The 21554-nt window shown below is 73.6% G+C and carries 21 protein-coding genes and 1 tRNA gene; 8 read left to right on the top strand and 14 right to left on the bottom strand.

Annotated elements, in window-relative coordinates; translation table 11 throughout:
- Positions 1 to 331: 331 nt before the first annotated feature.
- Positions 332 to 405, bottom strand: a tRNA-Thr gene (locus tag ACFVXH_RS12190).
- Positions 406 to 689: 284 nt separating this feature from the next.
- On the opposite strand from ACFVXH_RS12190, the gene ACFVXH_RS12185 reads away from it, so the two are divergent.
- The 3 genes from ACFVXH_RS12185 (at position 690) to ACFVXH_RS12175 (ending at position 3334) form a co-directional block, all read left to right on the top strand.
- Entirely contained in the window at positions 690 to 1781 is a 1092-nt protein-coding gene (locus tag ACFVXH_RS12185; protein WP_387822651.1) for an ABC transporter ATP-binding protein, read from the top strand.
- 208 nt (positions 1782 to 1989) lie between these two features.
- Positions 1990 to 2445 carry a hypothetical protein gene (locus ACFVXH_RS12180; RefSeq protein ID WP_049656385.1) on the top strand — a complete coding sequence of 152 codons (456 nt, stop codon included), beginning with the start codon at positions 1990 to 1992 and terminating at the stop codon, positions 2443 to 2445.
- A gap of 88 nt (positions 2446 to 2533) precedes the next feature.
- Complete coding sequence (locus ACFVXH_RS12175) at positions 2534 to 3334, top strand: nucleotidyltransferase family protein (protein WP_107086556.1); 801 nt, start codon at positions 2534 to 2536, stop codon at positions 3332 to 3334.
- A 91-nt stretch (positions 3335 to 3425) separates the two neighbouring features.
- Here ACFVXH_RS12175 and ACFVXH_RS12170 read toward each other — a convergent pair whose 3' ends face one another.
- The 7 genes from ACFVXH_RS12170 to ACFVXH_RS12140 form a co-directional block, all read right to left on the bottom strand.
- The gene (locus tag ACFVXH_RS12170; protein WP_387822646.1) at positions 3426 to 5090 is read right to left on the bottom strand and encodes a DoxX family membrane protein; all 1665 of its coding nucleotides are present in this window, start codon (positions 5088 to 5090) and stop codon (positions 3426 to 3428) included.
- Positions 5091 to 5258: 168 nt separating this feature from the next.
- The gene (gene rlmB, locus ACFVXH_RS12165; RefSeq protein ID WP_049657177.1) at positions 5259 to 6251 is read right to left on the bottom strand and encodes a 23S rRNA (guanosine(2251)-2'-O)-methyltransferase RlmB; all 993 of its coding nucleotides are present in this window, start codon (positions 6249 to 6251) and stop codon (positions 5259 to 5261) included.
- A 137-nt stretch (positions 6252 to 6388) separates the two neighbouring features.
- Entirely contained in the window at positions 6389 to 7783 is a 1395-nt protein-coding gene (gene cysS / locus ACFVXH_RS12160) for a cysteine--tRNA ligase (RefSeq protein ID WP_049657179.1), read from the bottom strand.
- A 95-nt stretch (positions 7784 to 7878) separates the two neighbouring features.
- A complete protein-coding gene (locus ACFVXH_RS12155) occupies positions 7879 to 8271 on the bottom strand; it encodes a PPOX class F420-dependent oxidoreductase (RefSeq protein WP_049657181.1) in 393 nt (130 codons plus the stop codon).
- Positions 8272 to 8412: 141 nt separating this feature from the next.
- Positions 8413 to 8913 (bottom strand): 2-C-methyl-D-erythritol 2,4-cyclodiphosphate synthase, encoded by a 501-nt coding sequence (gene ispF, locus ACFVXH_RS12150; RefSeq protein WP_387822641.1) that lies wholly within the window; start codon positions 8911 to 8913, stop codon positions 8413 to 8415.
- Positions 8903 to 9658 carry a 2-C-methyl-D-erythritol 4-phosphate cytidylyltransferase gene (gene ispD, locus ACFVXH_RS12145; protein WP_074001725.1) on the bottom strand — a complete coding sequence of 252 codons (756 nt, stop codon included), beginning with the start codon at positions 9656 to 9658 and terminating at the stop codon, positions 8903 to 8905. Before ispD ends, ispF begins: the two co-directional genes overlap by 11 nt.
- A gap of 295 nt (positions 9659 to 9953) precedes the next feature.
- A complete protein-coding gene (locus tag ACFVXH_RS12140) occupies positions 9954 to 10436 on the bottom strand; it encodes a CarD family transcriptional regulator (protein ID WP_014136563.1) in 483 nt (160 codons plus the stop codon).
- A gap of 450 nt (positions 10437 to 10886) precedes the next feature.
- On the opposite strand from ACFVXH_RS12140, the gene ACFVXH_RS12135 reads away from it, so the two are divergent.
- A complete protein-coding gene (locus tag ACFVXH_RS12135; protein WP_387822638.1) occupies positions 10887 to 11570 on the top strand; it encodes a DUF461 domain-containing protein in 684 nt (227 codons plus the stop codon).
- Positions 11571 to 11672: 102 nt separating this feature from the next.
- On the opposite strand, the gene ACFVXH_RS12130 is transcribed toward ACFVXH_RS12135, so the two are convergent.
- Both ACFVXH_RS12130 and ACFVXH_RS12125 read right to left on the bottom strand, forming a co-directional pair.
- Entirely contained in the window at positions 11673 to 12368 is a 696-nt protein-coding gene (locus ACFVXH_RS12130; RefSeq protein WP_031069385.1) for a response regulator transcription factor, read from the bottom strand.
- A gap of 2 nt (positions 12369 to 12370) precedes the next feature.
- Positions 12371 to 13807 carry a sensor histidine kinase gene (locus ACFVXH_RS12125; RefSeq protein WP_375876597.1) on the bottom strand — a complete coding sequence of 479 codons (1437 nt, stop codon included), beginning with the start codon at positions 13805 to 13807 and terminating at the stop codon, positions 12371 to 12373.
- 306 nt (positions 13808 to 14113) lie between these two features.
- Between ACFVXH_RS12125 and phoU the strand changes: the two genes are divergently transcribed.
- Together phoU and ACFVXH_RS12115 are read left to right on the top strand one after the other, a co-directional pair.
- Entirely contained in the window at positions 14114 to 14803 is a 690-nt protein-coding gene (gene phoU, locus ACFVXH_RS12120) for a phosphate signaling complex protein PhoU (protein ID WP_049657907.1), read from the top strand.
- A gap of 194 nt (positions 14804 to 14997) precedes the next feature.
- Positions 14998 to 15177: a hypothetical protein gene (locus ACFVXH_RS12115; RefSeq protein WP_074001727.1), complete on the top strand. Its 180-nt coding sequence runs from the start codon at positions 14998 to 15000 to the stop codon at positions 15175 to 15177.
- A gap of 126 nt (positions 15178 to 15303) precedes the next feature.
- On the opposite strand, the gene ACFVXH_RS12110 is transcribed toward ACFVXH_RS12115, so the two are convergent.
- Both ACFVXH_RS12110 and ACFVXH_RS12105 read right to left on the bottom strand, forming a co-directional pair.
- The gene (locus tag ACFVXH_RS12110) at positions 15304 to 15900 is read right to left on the bottom strand and encodes a lytic polysaccharide monooxygenase (protein WP_387822633.1); all 597 of its coding nucleotides are present in this window, start codon (positions 15898 to 15900) and stop codon (positions 15304 to 15306) included.
- A 276-nt stretch (positions 15901 to 16176) separates the two neighbouring features.
- On the bottom strand, positions 16177 to 16935 hold the full coding sequence (locus ACFVXH_RS12105; RefSeq protein ID WP_049657900.1) for a phosphoglyceromutase: 759 nt from the start codon (positions 16933 to 16935) through the stop codon (positions 16177 to 16179).
- Between the two features lie 149 nt (positions 16936 to 17084).
- On the opposite strand from ACFVXH_RS12105, the gene ACFVXH_RS12100 reads away from it, so the two are divergent.
- Positions 17085 to 18440: an MFS transporter gene (locus ACFVXH_RS12100; RefSeq protein WP_387822630.1), complete on the top strand. Its 1356-nt coding sequence runs from the start codon at positions 17085 to 17087 to the stop codon at positions 18438 to 18440.
- A 12-nt stretch (positions 18441 to 18452) separates the two neighbouring features.
- Here ACFVXH_RS12100 and ACFVXH_RS12095 read toward each other — a convergent pair whose 3' ends face one another.
- Together ACFVXH_RS12095 and mshA are read right to left on the bottom strand one after the other, a co-directional pair.
- Complete coding sequence (locus ACFVXH_RS12095; protein ID WP_387822627.1) at positions 18453 to 19025, bottom strand: YbjN domain-containing protein; 573 nt, start codon at positions 19023 to 19025, stop codon at positions 18453 to 18455.
- Between the two features lie 79 nt (positions 19026 to 19104).
- Positions 19105 to 20475 (bottom strand): D-inositol-3-phosphate glycosyltransferase, encoded by a 1371-nt coding sequence (gene mshA, locus ACFVXH_RS12090; RefSeq protein ID WP_369808316.1) that lies wholly within the window; start codon positions 20473 to 20475, stop codon positions 19105 to 19107.
- 216 nt (positions 20476 to 20691) lie between these two features.
- Here mshA and ACFVXH_RS12085 point away from each other — a divergent pair, with 216 nt between their 5' ends.
- Positions 20692 to 21525 (top strand): class I SAM-dependent methyltransferase, encoded by an 834-nt coding sequence (locus tag ACFVXH_RS12085; RefSeq protein ID WP_375876600.1) that lies wholly within the window; start codon positions 20692 to 20694, stop codon positions 21523 to 21525.
- Positions 21526 to 21554: the final 29 nt, after the last annotated feature.

Below are 21554 nucleotides of genomic sequence, written 5' to 3'. Positions count from 1 at the left end.
ACGAAGTTTGTGCGAAGCCTACGGCTGTACACCGGGCGGCGGCGCTGTTTCGGCGGATGTCCCGTCCGGACCAAGGTCGACAGTGCCGAGCGCCGCCGGCACACTTCGGGCTGAGCGGGTGGTTCCCTCCTCGATCGGGCAGCTTCGCCGCACCCGGGTTCTCCAGGAGCCGCCAAGGCCAAGGCCGGTGTCTCCCCGGACATCCACTTCCACGACGTCCGGCACACCGGACGCTTCTGGCACGCCCGTGGCACAGCCCGAGCAGGACCACAACAACGACGAAGGGCCAGCTCTCCCGGATCACCCCGGCGAACTGGCCCTCCGTACGACGAGCCCCCTGTCGGGTTCGAACCGACGACCCCCGCTTTACAAGAGCGGTGCTCTGGCCAGCTGAGCTAAGGAGGCACGGTGGCCGTCCGCGATGGATCACGGCGGCACCGGGGGGCAGTCTACCGGGCCCGGGTGACGGGATGGGGGTATATCCGGGGGTTGGTGGGATGGGTGGGCGTGATGGAACCGATGCCGAAATCGGGTCGGGTGGGGGCTGACAAGCGGCGGACGCGCAGGTAGCGTCGCCGGGAGCCGGTTCGTGGCAGTGGTTCAGACCACTGGTGGGCCGGCGGAGCAGAACAGACCCCCTTTACTCGGATCGTCCGGCACGTTCCTGCCGGTGAAGGAGACAAACAACCATGGCTTCTGTCACGTACGACAAGGCGACCCGCGTGTACCCCGGGGCGGACAAGCCCTCGGTGGACGCGCTGGACCTGGAGATCGCGGACGGCGAGTTCCTCGTGCTGGTCGGCCCCTCGGGCTGCGGCAAGTCGACCAGCCTGCGCATGCTGGCCGGTCTGGAGGACGTCAACGCCGGTGCGATCCGGATCGGCGACCGCGACGTCACCCACCTGCCGCCGAAGGACCGGGACATCGCCATGGTGTTCCAGAACTACGCGCTGTACCCGCACATGACCGTCGCCGACAACATGGGCTTCGCGCTCAAGATCGCCGGCGTGAACAAGGCGGAGATCCGCACCAAGGTCGAGGAGGCCGCGAAGATCCTCGACCTCACCACGCTGCTGGACCGCAAGCCGAAGGCGCTCTCCGGCGGTCAGCGCCAGCGCGTCGCGATGGGCCGCGCGATCGTCCGCCAGCCGCAGGTCTTCCTGATGGACGAGCCGCTGTCGAACCTGGACGCCAAGCTCCGCGTCTCGACCCGTACCCAGATCGCCGGCCTCCAGCGCCGCCTGGGCATCACCACGGTGTACGTCACCCACGACCAGACCGAGGCGCTCACCATGGGCGACCGGGTCGCGGTGCTCAAGGACGGTCTGCTCCAGCAGGTCGACACCCCGCGCAACATGTACGACAAGCCCGCGAACCTCTTCGTGGCCGGCTTCATCGGCTCGCCGGCCATGAACCTGGTCGAGGTGCCGCTGGTGGACGGCGGCGTGAAGTTCGGCGGCTCGGTCGTCAACATCTCCCGCGAGGACCTGGCCGGCGCCGGCACCGACAAGACGGTGACCGTCGGTGTCCGCCCGGAGCACTTCGAGATCGTCCCGGCGGGCGGCATCGAGGGCGTCGCGGTGACCGTGAACGTGGTCGAGGAGCTCGGCTCGGACGGCTTCGTCTACGGCACCACCCAGATCGGCGGCGAGAACCACGACCTGGTCGTCCGCGTGCCCGGCCGCCAGATCCCGGCCCGCGGCGAGACCGTCCACGTCGTGCCGATCGCCAACGAGACCCACGTCTTCTCCACCAGCTCCGGCCTGCGCCTGAGCAACTGACGCGACCCCGCGCGACGGCCGCGACCAGCGCGGCACCCGGAGCCCGTCGGACCCTCGTGGTCCGGCGGGCTCCGTCCGTACCCCCGCCCCTTCGACCCCGTCCGGACGCCCCCGCGTCAACACGGCAAGGGGACAAACCCGGACACCGTGTCACTCGATGGGGTAACGGAGGGCGATCCGGCCCGTACCCACCGCTACTCTCCTGAGGGTGAAGCAGCTGTTGCGCCGTATCGGCCAGACCGTCGCCCTGACCCTGCCGGTCGTCCTGGTGACCACCGGCACCCTCGCCGTGACCAGGGTCCCGTGGGCCCCGCCGACCGGGCTCGACCAGCAGGTCGTGGCGGCGTCCAGCGGCGACGGCGCCGGGATCGGACGCTCCAACAACGCGGCCGGCGCCGTGGCCAAGGCCTCGGACGGGCTCGCCCCGCAGGAGTCGCTGCGGGTGGTGCTGCTGGACGAGCTGCGGGCGAAGAACCCCTCCGCCGCGCTGGACCTGCTGGAGCGCTCGATGCGCGAGCAGCCCTCGCTGACGCCGTACTGCACCTCGCTGGCCACCGAGTTGGGCAAGGCCGCGGTGCGCAAGTACCAGGGCGACGTCCAGCGGGCCCGCACCTTCGCCCGCCCGGTCTGCGACGGCGCGTTCGCGGCCGGCGTCGTCGGCTGAGGCGGCCGGGAACGCAAGGGAAGGCAAGGGGGCCGAGGCAGGCCCCCGAGGCGGCGGACGCCCCCGTCCGCCGCCTTATTGTTCAGGCATGACCGCTGACTCCGGCCCCACCGCCGACCTCCCGTCCGCCCGGCCCCCGCAGCCCCACCCGCCGCGGCCGACCACGACGCCCGTCACCCAGGCCGTCATCCTGGCCGGCGGCCAGGGCTCCCGGCTGCGCCCCTACACGGACGACCGCCCGAAGCCGCTGGTCGAGATCCCCGGGACGGGCACGCCGATCCTCGGCCACCAGCTGGCCTGGCTGGCCGAGGAGGGCGTCACCGACGTCGTGGTCTCCTGCGGGCACCTCGCCGACGTGCTGGAGGAGTGGCTGGACAAGGCGGACCTGCCGCTGCGGGTGCGCACGGTGGTCGAGGCGGAGCCGCTCGGGCGCGGCGGCGGGCTCAAGTACGCGGCCAAGGCGCTGCCCCGCCCGGACGAGCCCTGGTACGCCACCAACGGCGACATCTGGACCCGGTTCAGCCTGCGCGAGATGGCCGCGTTCCACCACGAGCGGGACGCCGTCGCGACGCTCGCGCTGGCCCGGCCGCGGATCCCCTGGGGCGCGGTGGAGACCGACCAGTTCGGCAACGTGCTGGACTTCATCGAGGCGCCGCCCTCGCCCTTCCTGATCAACGCTGGCCTGTACGTGTTCAGCCCCGAGTTCGCCGAGCTGCTGCCGGACGTGGGCGACCACGAGCGCACCACCTTCCCCCAGCTCGCCCGCGGCAAGCGGCTGGCGGGCTACCAGCTGCCGCAGGGCGTGTACTGGCGGGCCATCGACACCGCCAAGGACCTCACCGAGGCGGCCAAGGAGCTCGCCTCCGGCGCCGGCCGGTCCCCCAGGTAACCAGCGGGCCGCGAGCCGTACGGCCGCCCGCGGACACGCGTCGGCCGGGTGCTCCCCGCGGAGCACCCGGCCGACCGCCGTCACGAGGGCCTCAGGTCGCGGTCGGCACCCCCGGGTGGGAGGTCCGGCCGCCGGAGAGGTCGGCCAGCGGCGCGCTGCCCAGCACCCCGCCGAGCAGCCCGCCGGAGCTCGGGCTGGACTTGGCCGCCGGCCCCGAGCCGCCGGTGCCCGGGGTGCCGCGCGAGGCGGGGGCGGTGCCGCCGGAGCCGCCGGACGGGGCGGGCGCGGCCGGGGAGGAGCCCGACCCGGCCTCCGGCTTGCCCGAGTGCGCCTTGCCGCTCGGCGTCGGGGTGGCCGGCTTGGTGGACGGCGTGGCGGCCGGGGTGGTCGCGCTCGGCGTCGGGGTGGCCGGGTGCGGGGCGGCGGGTTGGGGCGTGGTGGACGTGCCCTTGCCGCCGGGGGCGCCGGACGGGCTGCCGGACGGCCAGACCGGGGTGCCGTAGTCGGTGGCCGGACGGTCCGGCGCCTGGTGCGCCCGGGCGCCGGTACGGACGGCGGCGCCGAGCATCGAGCCGAGCAGCAGGGTCAGGCCGACGACGACCGTGGTGACCACGGTGCCGCGGCGCAGCACCCGGCGGCGCAGCGCCCCGGGCGCGTCCGCGCCGTACCGGCGCCAGGCCTCCAGGCTGAGCCGCCCGTCCAGCGAGGCGAACGGCGCCCCGGCGATCAGCAGCGGGCTCCACGCCGCGAGGAAGATCAGGTCCGGGGTGTCGTAGACCGGGACGGCCCGCCAGCTGACGGTGAACAGCAGCGCGGCGGAGAGCGCCATCGCGGCGCCGGCGGCGAGCCGCTGCCAGAGGCCGAGGACGGTCAGCACGCCGACCACGATCTGGGTGAACGACACCACCAGGCCGGCGCCCACCGGGTGCGCCATGGCGAAGGCCAGCAGCGGTTCGGCGACCTTCCAGGGGTGCAGCGAGGAGAGCCAGCGCATCATCGAGCCGCGCTCGCCGCCGTCGAAGTACACCGGGTCGCAGAGCTTGCTGAACCCGGCGTAGACGGAGAGCGAGCCGAGGACGGCGCGCAGCGGCAGCAGCACCAGGCCGAGGTCGACCCGGCGGCCCGGGTACCAAGGCTGCCTGCCCGCGGCGTCGACGGCGGAGACCTCGGGCAGTTCGCCGCTCGGGGTCCAGCCGTGCGGCTCGCCGACCGGGCCGACGCCCGCGTCGGTGGCGGTGCCGGCGCCCTCGCGGGGCTGGCGCGGGAGGGTGCGGGCGCCCGCGAGGGAGGGGAGCGCCTGGGTGTCCGCCTCGATCAGGCGGACGCCGCCGGCCTGGGTGCCGCCGGGGCGCACCGCCTCCAGCAGCCGGGTGGCCGCGAGGTCCCCGGGGGGCGCCTGACCGGTCCAGGTGACGGCGGTGACCCGGCCCTTGCGGCGCGGTGCGCCGCCGGCCCCGGCCCCGGCCAGCGCCGGGACGGCGGAGGAGGGCACGACGACCTGCGGGGTGACCAGCGGACGGCGGATCAGGCCCTGGTTGGCGTACGGGTCGCCGAATGCGGCACCGGTGGACAGCAGTCCGGCCGGGGCATCGATCAGCGGCGCCACCGGGCCGCCGAGCCGGAGCCGGAAGCTCGCCTGGGTGCTGCTGAGCCGCGAAGGGTCCGACTCCACCTTGACGGTGTTGAGGCCGGGGCCCGCGTCTATCCCGGTGCTGCCGTCGCCGAACAGGGGGCGCCGAGGTGTTCTGGTGTCCACGCCCGTCTAACCGGGTGACGCCCGCTTAGGACACTCTCCCGGGTGGATGTCCGGCGCACACTTGAAGTGATCATGAAAAAAGCGATCGGGCCCGGTCGGGGCCCGATCGCCTTCACTCGGATTGCGGGGAATTCGGAAGATCTCCTGCGCGCCGCGACCCGGCCGTGCTCAGCGCTTGGCGCGCAGTCGCGCGGCCTCGTACAGCACGATGCCCGCCGCGACACCGGCGTTCAGCGACTCGGTCAGGCCGGACATCGGGATCCGGACCCGCATGTCGCAGGTCTCCGAGACCAGCCGGGACAGGCCCTTGCCCTCGCTGCCCGCGACGATCACGACCGGACCGGTCAGCAGCTCCAGGTCGCCGATCTCGGCCTCGCCGTCGGCGGCCAGGCCGACCACCATCAGACCGGCCTTCTGGTAGGCCTCCAGGGTGCGGGTCATGTTGGTGGCCCGGGCGACGGGCAGCCGGGCCGCGGCGCCGGAGGAGGTCTTCCAGGCACCGGCGGTCATGCCGGCCGCGCGGCGCTCGGGGATGACCACGCCGTGCGCGCCGAAGGCGGCGGCCGAGCGGACCACGGCGCCCAGGTTGCGCGAGTCGGTCACGCCGTCCAGCGCGATGATCAGCGCGTCCTGGCCGGCGTCGGCGGCGTCGACCAGCAGGTCGTCGGGGTGCGCGTACTCGTACGGCGGCACCTGGAGCACCAGGCCCTGGTGGTTCATCCCGCCGGTCATCTGGTCCAGCTGGGGCCGCGGGGCCTCCATCAGCGGGATGCCGCGGTCGTTGGCGGCCTGGAAGGCGTCGCGGACCCGGTCGTCGGTGTCGATGAACTGCTGGACGTACAGCGCGTTGGCCGGGACGTCGCCCTGCAGGGCCTCGACCACCGAGTTGCGGCCGAAGACCAGCTCGGCGCTGCCCGCACCGCCGCGGCCACCGCGGCCGCCGCCGCCGGCCCGGCGCATGCCGGCCCGGGCCTTGGCGTCCCGCTCGCGCTTGATCGCGGCGTTGGCGGCGCGCTGCTTCGGGTGGCCCTTGCGCTCCGCACCGGGCGGCGTCGGGCCCTTGCCCTGGAGCGCCTTCCGGCTGTGGCCGCCGGTACCGACAGACGCGCCCTTCTTCGATCCGGGGTTGCGACGGTTCCTGCGTGCACTGTTGCCGGCCATGGCTGTACTTCCTGTCTGTCCGGCATGCCCCGGCCGTCCCGGTCTGCCCGGTGGCGGCCGACGGCATGCGCTACGTCATGCGGGAGGGCCGCACCGGTCCGGTACGGCCCACCCATCACCCCGATCGTCGGATGGGGTTACTGGCTGTTGATCGTCCAGCGCGGGCCGGACGGGGTGTCCTCGATGGCCAGCCCGGCGAGGCCGAGCTGGTCGCGGATGGCGTCCGCGGTGGCGAAGTCCTTGCGCTCGCGCGCGGCCTGCCGCTGGTCCAGGACCAGACGGACCAACGAGTCGACCACTCCGTGGAGGTCCTCGCCGCGCTCCGTCCCGGCCCAGTGCGGGTCGAGCGGGTCGAGGCCCAGTACACCGAGCATCGCACGGACCTCGGCCAGTCGCGCCACCACGCTCTCCTTGTCGTCCGCGTTCAGGGCGCTGTTGCCCTGGCGGACGGCGGTGTGCACGACGGCCAGCGCCTGCGGCACGCCGAAGTCGTCGTCCATCGCCTCGGCGAAGGCCGGCGGCACCTCGGGCGCCGCGTCGACCGTGCCGCAGCGCTCGACGGCGCGCTGGATGAAGCCCTCGATCCGGCCGAAGCCGGCCTCGGCCTCGCGCAGCGACTCCTCGCTGTACTCGATCATCGAGCGGTAGTGCGGGGCCGCCAGGTAGTAGCGGAGCACGATCGGCCGCCACGCCCGGACCATCTCGGAGACCAGCACCGAGTTGCCCAGCGACTTGCTCATCTTCTCGCCGGCCATGGTGACCCAGGCGTTGTGCACCCAGAAGCCGGCGAAGTCGTCGCCGTAGGCCTTGGACTGGGCGATCTCGTTCTCGTGGTGCGGGAAGATCAGGTCCAGCCCGCCGCCGTGGATGTCGAAGGCCGCGCCCAGGTACTTGTGGGCCATCGCCGAGCACTCCAGGTGCCAGCCCGGACGGCCGCGGCCCCACGGGGTCTCCCAGCTCGGCTCGCCCGGCTTGGCGGCCTTCCACATCGCGAAGTCGCGCTGGTCCCGCTTGCCGGTCTCGCCCTCGCCCTCGGGCTGGCGCAGGTCGTCCAGCTTCTGGTTGGAGAGCGCCAGGTAGTCGGGGTACGACCGCACGTCGAAGTAGACGTTGCCGTCGGCCGCGTAGGCGTGGCCCTTCTCGATGAGCCCCTGCATCATCGCGATCATCTCGGGGATGTGCCCCGTGGCCCGCGGCTCGACCGTCGGCCGCAGGCAGCCGAGCGCGTCGTAGCCGTCGTTGAAGGCGCGCTCGTTCTCGTAGGCGATCTGCCACCACGGCGTGCCGAGCTCGCGCTCCTTGGCGATGATCTTGTCGTCGATGTCGGTGACGTTCCGGGCGAAGGTCACCTGGTAGCCGCGGTAGGCGAACCACCGCTGCATGAGGTCGAAGTTGAGGTACGACCGGATGTGCCCGATGTGTGGCGCCGACTGAACGGTAGCGCCGCACAGGTAGATCGAGACACAACCCGGTACAAGCGGGACGAAGTCGCGTACCTGGCGGGTGCTGGTGTCGTACAGACGAATGCTCACAGCGTCAAGCGTAGTGGGCACCGGGGGGTGCCCCGCCACATTCCCCGGGACAACGGGGGCGTGATCCCGGGGAAACGGCGGGACGCGGACGGGACTCAGATGTTGCCGAGCACCTTGTCCGGGGAGATCCGGACGACCACCCGGACCGCCTCCGGGCCGTCGAAGGTGTAGTCCTTGCCCAGGTACTTGCGGGACAGCTCGTCGATCAGCTCCCGGCCGCCCTCGGTGGTCAGCGTCGCCTCGCCGCGCGCCTCGAAGTACTCGTACGGGTTGTCCTTGTCGTTGATGACGAGGGACACCCTCGGGTCCCTGACCAGGTTGAGGTGCTTCCGGCGGCCCTCGACGGTGGAGAACAGGATGTCGTCGCCGTCCCGCTTGACCCAGACCACGGAGGCCTGCGGGCCCCCGTCGGGCTGGATGGTGGAGACCACGGCGAAGCTCGTGCTGTCGAGCAGTTCCTTGACCTTGTCCGCAAGTTCGACACCCATCGGAAACCCCTTCACGTCGGCGTTCGGCCCGAGCGGAAGCCCCGTCCGGGCCCGAGCCGAACACTAGCGACTCGGGCCCCGGGAACACCCGGTGAACACCCGTCAGGTCCGGGTTGTTCCCGACCGCTCACCGCGACCGGCTCAACGCCGTTCGTACACCAGGGCGGTGGCGATCGCGGCCAGGCCCTCGGCCCGGCCGGTCAGCCCCAGCCCGTCGGTGGTGGTGCCGGAGACGGACACCGGGGCGCCGACCGCCTCGGACAGCGCGGCCTGCGCCTCGGCCCGCCGCTTGCCGATCTTCGGCCGCACGCCGATCACCTGGACCGCCACGTTGCCGATCTCGAAGCCCGCCTCGCGGACCAGCCGGGCCGCCTCGCCGAGCAGCTTCGCCCCGGACGCGCCGGCCCACTCCGGGCGGTCGGTGCCGAAGTGGGCGCCCAGGTCGCCGATCCCGGCGGCCGAGAACAGCGCGTCGCAGGCGGCGTGCGCGGCGACGTCGGCGTCCGAGTGCCCGGAGAGGCCGACCTCGGCGTCCGGCCAGTCCAGCCCGGCCACCCGGAGCGGGCGGCCGGTCTCGAAGGCGTGCACGTCGGTGCCGATCCCCACGCGGGGGATCACGGGGGTCTGCGGGTCAGTAGGCATCGGCGGCCCTCCTGCGGGCGAGTACGGCCTCGGCGAGCACGAGGTCCAGTGGACGGGTGACCTTGAACGCCTCCTCGTGGCCGGGCACCACGACGACCCGGCCGCCGTAGCGCTCCACCAGGCCCGCGTCGTCGGTGACCGGGGGCGCGTCGGCGGTGCCCGCGCTCTCCTCGGCCAGCGCCTTGGCGTGCACCTCGACCAGGGTGGCGCGGTCGAAGCCCTGCGGGGTCTGCACCGCGCGCAGGGTGGCGCGCTCGGGCGTGTCGAGCACCGGCTCGGGGCCGCCCGGGTTCGGCTCGACCCGCTTCACCGTGTCGGCCAGCGGCACCGCGGGCACCACCGCCCGCGCCCCGGCCCGGACGGCGGCCGCGACGGCGTCCACCACCTCGACCGGGACCAGCGGGCGGGCCGCGTCGTGCACCAGCACGATCCCGACCTCGTCCGGGATCGCGGCCAGGCCCAGCCGGACCGACTCCTGGCGGGTCGCCCCGCCGGCCACCACCCGGATGTCCTTGTCGTCCAGCCCGTGGCTGTCCAGCAGGGCGACCACCTCGGCCACCCCGTCGGCGGGCGCGGCGACCACGACCAGGCCGACCGCCCGGCTGCGGGCCAGGGCCCGGACGGCGTGCACCAGGAGCGGCACGCCCCCCAGTTCCCGCAGGGCCTTCGGGGCCCCGGGCCCCAGCCGCTCACCCCGTCCGGCGGCGGGCACCACTGCTGCTGCGACTGCTCCTGACGCGTTCAGGTTTCACTCCTTCGGCGAAGTGGGTATGGCCATGGCGTGCCCGGCGGGCGCACCGGGCCCCTTCCGAAGAACCACGGTCCACCGTCCGCCGCACAGCTCCGCAAGTTCCGCGCAAGAACGGGTGCGGAAACGGTCTTGCAGGCCTGGGCCAGCTCGGGCGGGTGGCGTGGTCCGGACATGCCTCAGCGCCCGGAGTGCCACTGCACCACTCCCGGACGGTTCGTCCGAGGAGTGGCGCGCCGGCACCGGGCGCTGTGAGCGTTGGGCGGCAGCCCGACCGCACTGCGGTGGCGCGCTACGAGGCGAGGACCTCGTCGAGCAGCGTCTCCGCCTTGTCCTCGTTGGTGTTCTCCGCCAGCGCGAGCTCGCTGACGAGGATCTGGCGCGCCTTCGCGAGCATCCGCTTCTCGCCGGCCGAGAGGCCGCGCTCGCGCTCGCGGCGCCACAGGTCGCGGACGACCTCGGCGACCTTGATGACATCACCCGAGGCGAGCTTCTCCAGGTTCGCCTTGTAGCGACGGGACCAGTTGGTCGGCTCTTCCGTGTACGGTGCCCGCAGCACCTCGAAGACCCGGTCCAGACCCTCCTGGCCGACTACATCGCGCACACCGACGAACTCCGCGTTCTCGGCGGGCACGCGGAGCGTCAGGTCTCCCTGCTGCACCTTGAGCACCAGGTAGGTCTTGTCCACACCTTTGATCTGGCGAGTTTCGATGGCCTCGATCAGCGCGGCCCCGTGATGGGGGTAGACCACCGTGTCGCCAACCTTGAACGTCATGTGACAGGACCCCTTCCGTGGCTTTCCAGAATAACACGCTTCTCGGCCCACCCGAAGGGCGTTTTCGCAGGTCAGGGCCGGTCTCGGGGCTTGACAAGGACCCCCATGACGTGCTGCGACCGGTGTTCGAGAGGGGCTTCCCGCAGGTCGGAGGCGGTTCCGGGGTTCGACGAAACCCTTGCGCAACACCCCCGCAACCATGATTGGATCTTGAGCTTTCACCCCTTTTCGAGTCGCGGCCGAATCGTTATTCGATCTTGGTCGAACCTTGTCCTCCGCGTGACCCGGACATGTCGACGTACCGCCGGACGCACCCCCGGCGTACGGCCGGACGGCCCCCGGCGGCCCCCGGGAGTGCGACACGGGGACCACCCCGTGAGGAGCGCATAAGCGAGGTCGATAATCTGAGACCTGACCACCCGACACGTGACCTAGGGAGAAGCCGCCGCCGTGAGCCGCAGCCTTCGACGCGGCAGCATCGCCGCCCTCGCCGCCATCGCCATCGCCTCGCTGTCCTCCTGCGCCGCCGGCAACACGCCGGACACCCTGCAGATCAAGCCGGACAACGCGGCGGCGACCCTCGGAACGAACCTCCGGCTGAACAACATCGTGGTCGTCACCGGGGAGGGCGCCTCGGGCGACCACACCGGTCCCGCCAACGTGGTCGTGAACATCGCGAACACCGCGGACGCCCCGGCCGAGCTCCAGTCCGTCACCGTCGGCGGTGCCGCCACCACCTTCGCGGACGCCGCCGGCGCTCCGCTGTCCGGCATCATCATCCCGGCCCGCGGCGCGGTGGTGATCGGCGGCCAGGGCAACCCGTCCGCCACCGCCGCCTCCGCGACCGTCCACGTCGGCGGCTTCGCCCCGACCGTGTTCACCTTCAAGGACGGCCAGAAGGTCGAGGCCCAGGCCGCCGTGAGCCCGGACTCGGGCGCAGACGGCCGCGGCCTGTACAAGGGCTTCGGTCCGACCCCGTCGCCGACCGCGACCCCGGCCAAGACCACCACCCCCGGTGCCGCCACCCCCGGTGCCACCGCTCCGGCCCCTGGCGCCACCACCCCGGGCGCGCCGGCCACCGGTGCCGCCGTCCCGGCCGGCACCACCGCCCCGGCCGTCCCGGCCGCGCACTGACGCCGCACCCCGCCCCCGGCGGGCCCTCCAGGGCCCGCCGGAGCGACGCGAAGGCCCCCTCCGGCTGCTGCCGGCGGGGGCCTTCCGCGTGGTGGGGACGGTTTACGGCTCGAACTTGTAGCCCAGGCCGCGGACCGTGACCAGGTAGCGCGGCGCGCCCGGGTCCGGCTCGATCTTGGCCCGCAGGCGCTTCACGTGGACGTCCAGGGTCTTGGTGTCGCCGACGTAGTCCGCGCCCCAGACCCGGTCGATCAGCTGCATCCGGGTGAGCACCCGGCCCGCGTTGCGCAGCAGCATCTCCAGCAGGTCGAACTCCTTGAGCGGCAGGTCGACCTTGGCGCCGTCCACGGTCACCACGTGGCGGTCCACGTCCATCCGGACCGGGCCCGCCTCCAGGGCGCCCGGGCCGCCGCCGTTGTCGCCCGCGCCGCCGTCCTCGCCGCGGCGGCGCAGCACCGCGCGGATCCGCGCGACCAGCTCGCGGGTGGAGTACGGCTTGGTGACGTAGTCGTCAGCGCCTATCTCCAGACCGACGACCTTGTCGATCTCGCTGTCCTTCGCGGTCACCATGATCACCGGGACGTTGGAACGCACCCGGAGCTGGCGGCAGACCTCGGTGCCGGGCAGGCCCGGCAGCATCAGGTCGAGCAGGACGAGGTCGGCGCCGTTCCGTTCGAACTGCTCCAGGGCGTCGGGGCCGGTGGCGGCCACGGCCACCTCGAAGCCCTCCTTGCGGAGCATGTACGAGAGGGCGTCGCTGAACGACTCCTCGTCCTCGACCACCAGTACTCGGGTCACGATCAGGCCTCCGGGGCAAGCTGCGGGGTTGTGTCTGACAGGTGTGGTGCCCGCTCCCCGGTGGGGAGCGAACGGTCCGTGCGGGGCGCGCGGGGAGCGCGGTCCGTCCGGTCCGTGGTGAGGGTTCGGGGTGCGGCGGCGGGGCCGGCGGGGCCGCCGTCCGGCGTGTGGTCCGGCTCGTCGCCGAACTCGTCGTCGAACGCGTCGTCGGGCTCGTCCTCCGTGGGTGCCTGCCCGGCGGGCAGGCGGACGGTGAAGGTCGACCCCTGGCCCTCGACGCTCCACACCGAGACGGTGCCGCCGTGCGAGGCCGCGACGTGCTTGACGATGGACAGGCCCAGGCCGGTGCCGCCGGTCGCCCGGGAGCGGGCGGGGTCGACGCGGTAGAACCGCTCGAAGACCCGCTCGCGGTCCTTCTCGGAGATGCCGATGCCCTGGTCGGTGACCGAGATCTCGATGAGCTCGCCGTCCGCCTCCCCGAGCGCCGCGGCGCTGGAGATCCGCCGGGTGGCGATGGCCACCCGGGTGCGGGGCGGGCTGTAGTTGACGGCGTTCTCGACCAGGTTGCCGAGCGCGGCGGCGAGCTGGCCGCGGTTGCCGTGCAGGTAGAGGCCGGCGATGCCGCCCGCCGCGATCAGGATCTGCTTGGCGGCGGCCTGCTGGCGGCAGCGGTCGATCGCCTCGGCGATCAGCTCGTCCACCGCGACCGGCTCCGGGTCGATCATCAGCCGGTCGTCCTGGACCCGGGAGAGGTCGATGATCTCCTGGACCAGGCTGGCCAGCCGGGCCGCCTCGACCTGCATCCGGCCGGCGAAGCGCTGCACCGCCTCCGGGTCGTCGGACGCGTCCACGACCGCCTCGGAGAGCAGCGACAGGGCGCCGACCGGGGTCTTGAGCTCGTGGCTGACGTTGGCCACGAAGTCCCGACGGACGGCCTCCACCCGGCGGCGCTCGGTCTGGTCCTCGACCAGCACCAGCACCAGCCGGGAGCCGAGCGGGGCGACCCGGACGGAGACCGCGAGCGGCTCGGCCGCGCGGGCCGCGCCCGGCCGGGGCACCTCCAGCTCGACCTGGCGGATCTCGCCGTCCCGGCGGGTGGAGCGGGCCAGCGCGAGCATCTGGTCCACCGCGACGGCACCGCCGCGCACCAGGCCCATCGCGTACGCCGCCGAACTGGCCTTGACCACCTCGTCGCCCTCGCCCAGCACGATCGCGCAGGAGCGGAGTACGGAGAGCACGGTGTCGACCCCGGGCGGCAGCGGCGGCTCGGGGTTGCCGGTACCCAGTGACTGGTACCGGCCGGGGTTCCTGCCGCCGGTTGCGCTGTACCTGCCCTTGGCCTGCTCGCGCTCGCTCCAGCGGAAGGCGATGGAGGCGGTGAGGCCGACACCGAGCCCGGCTATGGCACAGGCAGCGGCGGCGGCCACGTTCACGTCCATGTGGCCAGCGTAAGCGCACGGCCAGGCCAGTCCCCAAGCACCCGATCAAGGCATCGACCACGCGTTGCCGAGAATTCACCTTCAGGTAGCCGCCGATTCACCAGAGCGGCCGTGCACCGTCGCCCAGGCGGCCGAAAGTTGGCCAGGCAGCCCGTGTGGGAGAGATCGGTGTGCCGAACAGCGGCCACCGGCTCGGGTGTGCGCGTACGATGCGCGCCACCAGCAGCGGTCACCCGGACACCGGAACGACGGTCGGACGGGCTGACCGGTCGGCACCGCCACCGACACAGCTACTGAGGAGAGAACATGCGCGACGCGTACCACGAGGAACTCGATGCGATCGGCGACAGCCTGGTCGAGATGGCCCGGCTGGTCGGCTCTGCCATGGGCCGCGCCACCACCGCCCTCCTCGACGCGGACCTCGCCCTGGCGGAGGGCGTGATCGCCGCCGACGAGAAGGTCAACGAGCTCCACCACGACCTGGAGAACCGGGCCATCGACCTCCTCGCCCGCCAGCAGCCGGTCGCCACCGACCTGCGCATCGTCGTCACCTCGCTGCGGATGAGCGCCGACCTGGAGCGCTGCGGCGACCTCGCCCGGCACGTCGCCAAGGTCGCGCGGATGCGCTACCCCGACACCGCCGTGCCGAGCGACCTGCACTCCACCGTCCTGGAGATGGGCCAGCTCGCCCAGCGCCTGGTGGCCAAGGCCGGCCTGGTCATCGCCACCAAGGACGTCGACAAGGCGCTGGAGATGGAGCAGGACGACGACGCGATCGACACCCTGCACCGCGAGCTGCTGTCGCACCTAATCGACGAGCGCTGGCACCACGGGATCGAGACCGCCGTCGACATCACCCTGGTCGGCCGCTACTACGAGCGCTTCGCGGACCACGCGGTGTCGGTCGCCAAGCGCGTGGTGTACCTGGTGACGGGCGAGCACGTGGCCGAGTTCGTGGCCGCCACCGAGGCCGCCGAGGCCGCGCCGGTCGACTGACCTCCGGTCCGGGCGGTGCTTCGTGGCCGCTCCCGGCTCACCCCCCGGGGCGAGTAAACCTGCGACGAGGGTGGTGCGGGCGCACGGCACTCCGTGCGCCCCACCACCGCGCGCCCGTTGACGCTCCGTCCATTCGGCGGCTTCACTCGACGTTGGGGGCACAGGACTGTGCCCGTCACAAGGAGGGAAGCTCGATGAAGGCCCACCCGACCCGACCGGCATCCGCCCACACCACCGTCGAGCCACCCGCCCCGAAGCTGCTCCCCGTCCTCGCCGCCGGCTGCGGCTGCGGCCCGGGCTGCGGCTGCGGCTGCCAGTCCGGCGCGCCCTGCCAGTGCGGCGGTGCCGACGGCGGCTGCTGCGGCGGCCACTGAGCGCGCCGCCGTCCGAGGACTCCCCGAGGTGCACGGTCTTCCGGCGGCCGTGCACCTCGTTCGCGTCCGGGTCCGCGTCCTCGTCCGTGTTCGCGTCCGCGTCCGCGTCCGCGTCAGGACCGGACGTCAGAACGCGACGTCGGTGCAGGAGTAGAAGGCGTTCCCGGTGTCGGAGATCGTCCAGACCGCGACGACCACCTGGTGGCCGGTGCGCCCGCCCGGGATGGTCGCGGTGTGGCTGAGCGTGCTCGGCACCTGCTGCCCGCCGTACGGGACGGTCAGGAAGGGCGTCAGGTCCAGGTTGGCCCGGGTGACCGGCTGGCTCGCGTCGTAGCCCGGCTTGGTCATGTAGTACCGGAAGTCGGTGGTCGCGTGCCGGGCGGTGAACTTCCAGGTGAAGGTGAGCTGCCCGCCCGCCGTCACCGGCGTGGTCGGCCAGGCGCCCGCGTGCGGGTCGTCCAGCTCGGCGAAGCGCGCGTTGCCGCCGGCGCAGATGGTGCCGTCCGAGAGGCCGAGGGCCGGGAAGCCCTTGGGGCCCTCGACGCTCTGCGGCTCCCACTGGATGTCCCCGCAGTCCCACGGGACGCCGTCCACGTGGGTGTCGCAGAGCGCGGCCCGGCTGGGCGGGGTCGTGATCCAGCCGTGGGACGCGGCCGGGAAGGCGAGGGTCAGCGGGATCGCCAGCGCGGCGACGGCCGCCCCGACGATGTGGCGTGTGCGCATGGTGCTCCTCCGTGGGGGTGGATGGAGTGTGCGCCGGGGGCACAGACGCGCGCGCGTGGGGGTGCGGCGGCCCGGACGGGGAGATCCTGGCATGCCTGCGCCAGTCCGGTGCCCTCACGGTAGGAGCCGCCGACTGCGGCCGTCAATGGTCTGAACCATTTTCCCACCTACCCAACTCCCCCACCAGGCAAGCGGGTTGACCCCGAACCGACCGAAAACGAACGAAGGCCCCGCCGCCCGGTCGGACCGGGTGACGGGGCCGTAGCGGCAAGCGGCCTACTTCTTGCCCTGGTTCTTGACCGCCTCGATGGCGGCCGCGGCGGCGTCCGGGTCGAGGTAGCGGCCGCCCGGGGTGACGGGCTTGAAGTCGGCGTCCAGCTCGTAGACCAGCGGGATGCCGGTCGGGATGTTCAGGCCGGCGATGGCCTCGTCGGAGATGCCGTCGAGGTGCTTGACCAGCGCGCGCAGGCTGTTGCCGTGGGCGGTGACCAGGACGGTCCGGCCGGCGGCGAGGTCCGGGACGATGGCGTCGTACCAGTACGGCAGCATCCGGTCGACGACGTCCTTCAGGCACTCGGTGCGCGGACGCAGCTCGCTCGGGATGTCGGCGTAGCGCGCGTCACCGGCCTGCGAGTACTCGGCGTCGTCGGCCAGCACCGGCGGCGGGGTGTCGTACGAGCGGCGCCACAGCTGGAACTGCTCCTCCCCGAACTCGGCCAGGGTCTGGGCCTTGTCCTTGCCCTGGAGCGCGCCGTAGTGGCGCTCGTTCAGCCGCCAGCTGCGGCTGACCGGGATCCAGTGCCGGTCGGCCTTGTCCAGGGCGATCTGGGAGGTGCGGATGGCGCGGCGCAGCAGCGAGGTGTGCAGCACGTCGGGGAGCAGACCCTCGGCGGCCAGGAGCTCGCCACCGCGGGCGGCCTCCTTCTCGCCCTTCTCGTTGAGGTCGACATCGACCCAACCGGTGAACAGGTTCTTCTGGTTCCACTGGCTCTCGCCGTGGCGGAGCAGGATGAGTCGGTACGTCGTGTCAGCCATGGCCCCCAGCTTAGTGGGGGGTCGGAAAACCCCTGGTGGGGACCTTCGGCCGATGTGTAATGTGTGCTCCGCGCATCTGACACTTACATGCGTCGGCTGACCGGGCCTGCCGCACCGTTCGGCGGACGCCTGCCCACGGGAGCCCCCACATGCTCGTCGCCCTGGTCGCCAACCCCCGGATCCGAAGACTCGTACAGGAGACCGTGGGCGGGCTGCCGCGACAGTTCTGGTGGCTCTGGGTGAGCACGCTGGTGAACAAGCTCGGCGCTTTCGTCGTCACCTTCCTGGCGCTGTATCTGACCGTCGACCGGGGGTACTCGGCCTCCTACGCGGGCCTGGTGGCCTCGCTGTTCGGCCTCGGCTCGGCCGTCGCGGCGATCCTCGCGGGCGTGCTGGCCGACCGGATCGGGCGCCGGCCCACCCTGCTCGCCGCCCAGCTCGGCACCGCGCTGTTCACCGCCGTGCTCGGCTTCGCGGACGGCCAGGTGGCGATCGCCGTGGTGGCCTTCCTGGTGGGCCTGTGCAACAACGCCACCCGGCCGCCCACCTCGGCGATCATCGCCGACCTGGTGCCGGCCGAGGACCGGGTCCGCGCGTACTCGCTGAACTACTGGGCGATCAACATCGGCTTCGGCCTCTCGGCGGCCGTGGCGGGCCTGATCGCCACCCACGGCTACCTCACGCTCTTCCTGCTGGACGCGTTCTCCACCCTGGTCTGCGCGGTGGTGATCTTCATCCGGATCCCGGAGACCAGGCCGCAGGCCGCGCCCGGCCGGGCGGACGGCTCCGCCGAACCGCCGGTCAGCCTGCTCTCGGTGTTCCGGGACGCCCCGTTCATGGCGCTGGTCGGGCTCACCCTGCTGCTCGCGCTGGTCTTCCAGCAGGGCAGCACCACGCTGGCCGTGGACATGGGCGCCTCCGGCATCACCTCCACCGAGTACGGCCTGGTCATCGGCCTGAACGGGCTGCTGATCGTGGTCCTGCAGATCCCGCTGACCCGCTGGATGGAGGGCCGCTCGCGCACCGGACTGCTGATCACCAGCTGCCTGCTCACCGGCTGGGGCTTCGGGCTGGCCGCGCTGGCCGGGTCCTCGGCCTGGCTGTTCGCGCTCTCGGTGGCCGTCTGGACGGTCGGCGAGATCCTCAACACGCCGGTGATGATGGGCCTGGTCGCCGAGCTGGCGCCGACCCACGGGCGCGGCCGCTACCAGGGCGTGCACAGCCTCTCCTGGTCGCTCGCCTCGTTCCTCGGCCCGGCGGGCGGCGGGCTGCTGCTCCAGCACGCGGGGCCGGCGGTGCTCTGGACGGCCTGCGGGGCGGTCGGGACGGTCACCGCGCTCGGGTACGTGGTGCTGGCCCGCCGGACCGGCGCGGCCGGGCGCCGGCGGCCCGTGGCCACGGAGGTCCCGGCGCCCGCGGTGGGGGCTCCGGCGCGCACGGCCACGGCGCCTTCGGCCGCGGAGCCCGCGGTGGAGCCGGCCGGGAAGGCCCCGGCGGGCGCCTGACCGGCCCGCGGGTCAGCCGGCGGCCGGGGTGTCCGGTGCGGCCGGCGCGTCCGGAGTGACCGGGGCCTCGGCCGAGGCGTCCCGCGGGGCGGCCAGGTGGGCGAAGGCGGCCAGGTTGCGGGTGGACTCCCCGCGCTTGGTCCGCCACTCCCACTCGCGCCGGATCGCGGTGGCGAAGCCCAGCTCCAGCAGGGTGTTGAACGGCTCGTCCGCGTTCTCCAGCACCGTGCCGAGCAGCCGGTCCACGACCTGCGCGGTGAGCGCCTCCAACGGCAGCCGGCCGGCCAGGTAGACGTCGCCGAGCGCGTCGATCGCGTACCCGACGCCGTACAGCCGGGTGTTGCGCTCCAGCAGCCAGCGGTAGACGGCCTCGTGGTTCTCGTCCGGACGGCGGATCACGAAGGCGTTCACCGACAGGGTGTGGTCGCCGACCCGCAGGGCGCAGGTGGTGCTCAGCTTGCGGGTGCCCGGGAGGGCCGCCACCAGCGTGTACGGGTCGGTGGCGGCCGGCTCCCAGGCCACCCCGGCGTCGTCCAGGGCGGCGCGCAGGAGGGTCAGGGCCTCGTCCTTGGTGCGGATTGCCATGGGGGTGACGTTACTCGTCGGTACCGGGCGGGCGCAGCCCCAGGCCGCTCGACCCCGGGGCTTCCGCCCGGGCCTCCGCTCAGGCCGGTCGGCGACGGACCCCGGCCAGCCGGCCCGCCGGGCGGGCCATGCTCCCGGCGTACACCTCGGCGGTGGTCGCCGCGGCCGTGTCCCAGCCGAAGCGGGACGCGTGCCGGGCCGCCGCCTCGCCGCGCCGGGCCGCGAGGCCCCGGTCGGTGACGTACGGCTCCAGCGCGTACGACCAGTCCAGCGGGTCGTGGCCCTGCACCAGGGTGCCGGTCTCGCCGTCCCGCACCGCGACCGGCAGGCCGCCCACCGAGGCCGCCACCACCGGGGTGCCGCAGGCCTGCGCCTCCAGCGCGACCAGCCCGAAGGACTCGCTGTACGAGGGCATCACCAGCGCCGACGCCGCGCGGTACCAGTCGGCGAGGTCCGGCTGGCCGACCGGCGGGTGGAACCGCACCACGTCGCCGATGCCCAGCTGGGCGGCGAGCTTGTGCAGGCTCTCCGGCCGGGCCAGCCCGGTGCCGGACGGCCCGCCGACCACCGGCACCACCAGGCGCTCGCGCAGCTCCGGGCGGCGGCCCAGCAGCGCGGCGACCGCCCGCAGCAGCACGTCCGGGGCCTTCAGCGGCTGGATCCGGCCCGCGAACAGCAGCACCGCGGCGTCCTGCGGCAGGCCCAGCCGGGCCCGCGCGGCGGCGGGCGTCCGCGGCCCGCCGGGGCGGAAGACGTCCAGGTTGACCCCGGGGTGCACGACGGCCAGCTGGTCCGGCCGGGCGGCGTAGTGCAGCGCCAGCTCGGCGGCCTCCTCGGTGGTGTTGGCGATCAGCCGGTCGGCCGCCTCCACCACCTGGGTCTCACCGATCACCCGGGCCGCGGGCTCGGGCGTGTCGCCCTCGGCCAGCGCGGCGTTCTTGACCTTCGCCATGGTGTGCATGGTGTGCACCAGCGGCACCCCCCAGCGCTGCGCGGCCAGCCAGCCGACCTGCCCGGAGAGCCAGTAGTGCGAGTGCACCAGGTCGTAGTGGCCGGGGCGGTGGCCCGCCTCCGTCCGCAGCACCCCGTGGGTGAAGGCGCACAGCTGGGCCGGCAGGTCCTCCTTGACCAGGCCCTCGTACGGACCGGCGGTGACGTGGCGGACCAGCACGCCCGGGGCCAGCTCGACCGTCGGCGCGTCGTCCGAGCAGATCGACCGGGTGAACACCTCGACCTCGATGTTGAGGTCGGCCAGGCGCTTGGCCAGCTCCACGATGTAGACGTTCATCCCGCCGGCGTCCCCGGTGCCGGGCTGGTGCAGCGGCGAGGTGTGGACGCTCAGCATGGCTATCCGGCGCGGGCGGCGGCGACCGGGGACGAGCGACTGGAGCCGGCCGCGCGCGGGGGCGGCGGGCTGGGCCCGGCGTACCGAACGGACGGGGTGCTGGATCACCTGGCTGAAGCCTCCTCTGTGCGGCCCGTCGAGGCGGTCCGCGCCGGGCCGCCCGTTGTCCGGTGTGCGCAGCCCCGTCCGGGCACACATCACCATCAGGGTGCCAACCACACGGACCGCGCCCGGCATTCCCGCCCCGGCCCACCGGCCGGAACGGCCGCCATCGCCCCAGGTCAGCACGGTGCCGTCGGCAACCCGACTACCCTTCTGGGCATGGCTGCCTCCTTCGACCCCGCTCCCGCCGCGCCCGCCCGCGGACGGACCGGGCGCCCGGTCGGGACGGTCACCCGGGGCACCACCAACACCAACCGGCTGCGCCGGATGGACCGCTGGATCGCCCACACCCTCGGCCGCGAGCTGCGCGCCGCCGGACGGCCGCCGGTCGCGGTGGACCTCGGCTACGGCGCCGCGCCGTGGACCGCCGTCGAACTGGCCGGACGGCTGCGCACGGTGCGGCCGGACGTCCGGGTGGTCGGGATCGAGATCGAGCCGGAGCGGGTCGCCGCCGCACTGCCGTACGCCGAGCCGCCGCTGCTCACCTTCCGGCGCGGGGGCTTCGAGGTGCCGCTGGACGGCGGCGGGCCGGCCCAGCTGATCCGGGCCGCGAACGTGCTGCGGCAGTACGACGAGGCGGCGGTCGCCGGGGTGTGGGAGCGGCTGTGCGCGCGGCTCGCCCCGGACGGGCTGCTGGTCGAGGGCACCTGCGACGAGATCGGGCGGCGGCACGTCTGGGTCGCGCTCGGCCCGGAGGGGCCCCGGACGGTGACCTTCGCGGCCCGGCTGGGCGGCCTGGGCCAGCCCTCCGACCTGGCCGAGCGGCTGCCGAAGGCGCTGATCCACCACAACGTGCCGGGGCGGCCCGTGCACGCCTTCCTGGCCGACTTCGACCGGGCCTGGGCGGCGGCCGCGCCGTACGGGGCGTTCGGGGCGCGGCAGCGCTGGGTGGCGGCCTGCACGGCGCTGGCGGGCAGCTGGCCGCTGGTGGACGCGCGCGGGCGGTGGCGGCAGGGCGAGGTCACGGTGCCCTGGTCGGCGCTCGCGCCGTAGCCGCCGTGGCCGTCGTGGCCGCCGTGCGG

The organism is Kitasatospora sp. NPDC058184 (assembly GCF_042883725.1).
GTDB lineage: Bacteria > Actinomycetota > Actinomycetes > Streptomycetales > Streptomycetaceae > Kitasatospora.
The sequence above is the reverse complement of the archived record's forward strand: the minus strand, read 5'-3'. Positions and strand labels throughout refer to the sequence as shown.

Bases quoted from the DNA above. Each gene is read 5' to 3' on its own strand.
- ACFVXH_RS12185 (WP_387822651.1), top strand. From the start codon at position 690: ATGGCTTCTGTCACGTACGACAAGGCGACCCGCGTGTACCCCGGGGCG.
- ACFVXH_RS12175 (WP_107086556.1), top strand. From the start codon at position 2,534: ATGACCGCTGACTCCGGCCCCACCGCCGACCTCCCGTCCGCCCGGCCC.
- rlmB (WP_049657177.1), bottom strand. From the start codon at position 6,251: ATGGCCGGCAACAGTGCACGCAGGAACCGTCGCAACCCCGGATCGAAG.
- ACFVXH_RS12155 (WP_049657181.1), bottom strand. From the start codon at position 8,271: ATGGGTGTCGAACTTGCGGACAAGGTCAAGGAACTGCTCGACAGCACG.
- ispF (WP_387822641.1), bottom strand. From the start codon at position 8,913: ATGCCTACTGACCCGCAGACCCCCGTGATCCCCCGCGTGGGGATCGGC.
- ACFVXH_RS12140 (WP_014136563.1), bottom strand. From the start codon at position 10,436: ATGACGTTCAAGGTTGGCGACACGGTGGTCTACCCCCATCACGGGGCC.
- ACFVXH_RS12125 (WP_375876597.1), bottom strand. From the start codon at position 13,807: ATGGACGTGAACGTGGCCGCCGCCGCTGCCTGTGCCATAGCCGGGCTC.
- phoU (WP_049657907.1), top strand. From the start codon at position 14,114: ATGCGCGACGCGTACCACGAGGAACTCGATGCGATCGGCGACAGCCTG.
- ACFVXH_RS12115 (WP_074001727.1), top strand. From the start codon at position 14,998: ATGAAGGCCCACCCGACCCGACCGGCATCCGCCCACACCACCGTCGAG.
- ACFVXH_RS12110 (WP_387822633.1), bottom strand. From the start codon at position 15,900: ATGCGCACACGCCACATCGTCGGGGCGGCCGTCGCCGCGCTGGCGATC.
- ACFVXH_RS12105 (WP_049657900.1), bottom strand. From the start codon at position 16,935: ATGGCTGACACGACGTACCGACTCATCCTGCTCCGCCACGGCGAGAGC.
- ACFVXH_RS12100 (WP_387822630.1), top strand. From the start codon at position 17,085: ATGCTCGTCGCCCTGGTCGCCAACCCCCGGATCCGAAGACTCGTACAG.
- ACFVXH_RS12095 (WP_387822627.1), bottom strand. From the start codon at position 19,025: ATGGCAATCCGCACCAAGGACGAGGCCCTGACCCTCCTGCGCGCCGCC.
- ACFVXH_RS12085 (WP_375876600.1), top strand. From the start codon at position 20,692: ATGGCTGCCTCCTTCGACCCCGCTCCCGCCGCGCCCGCCCGCGGACGG.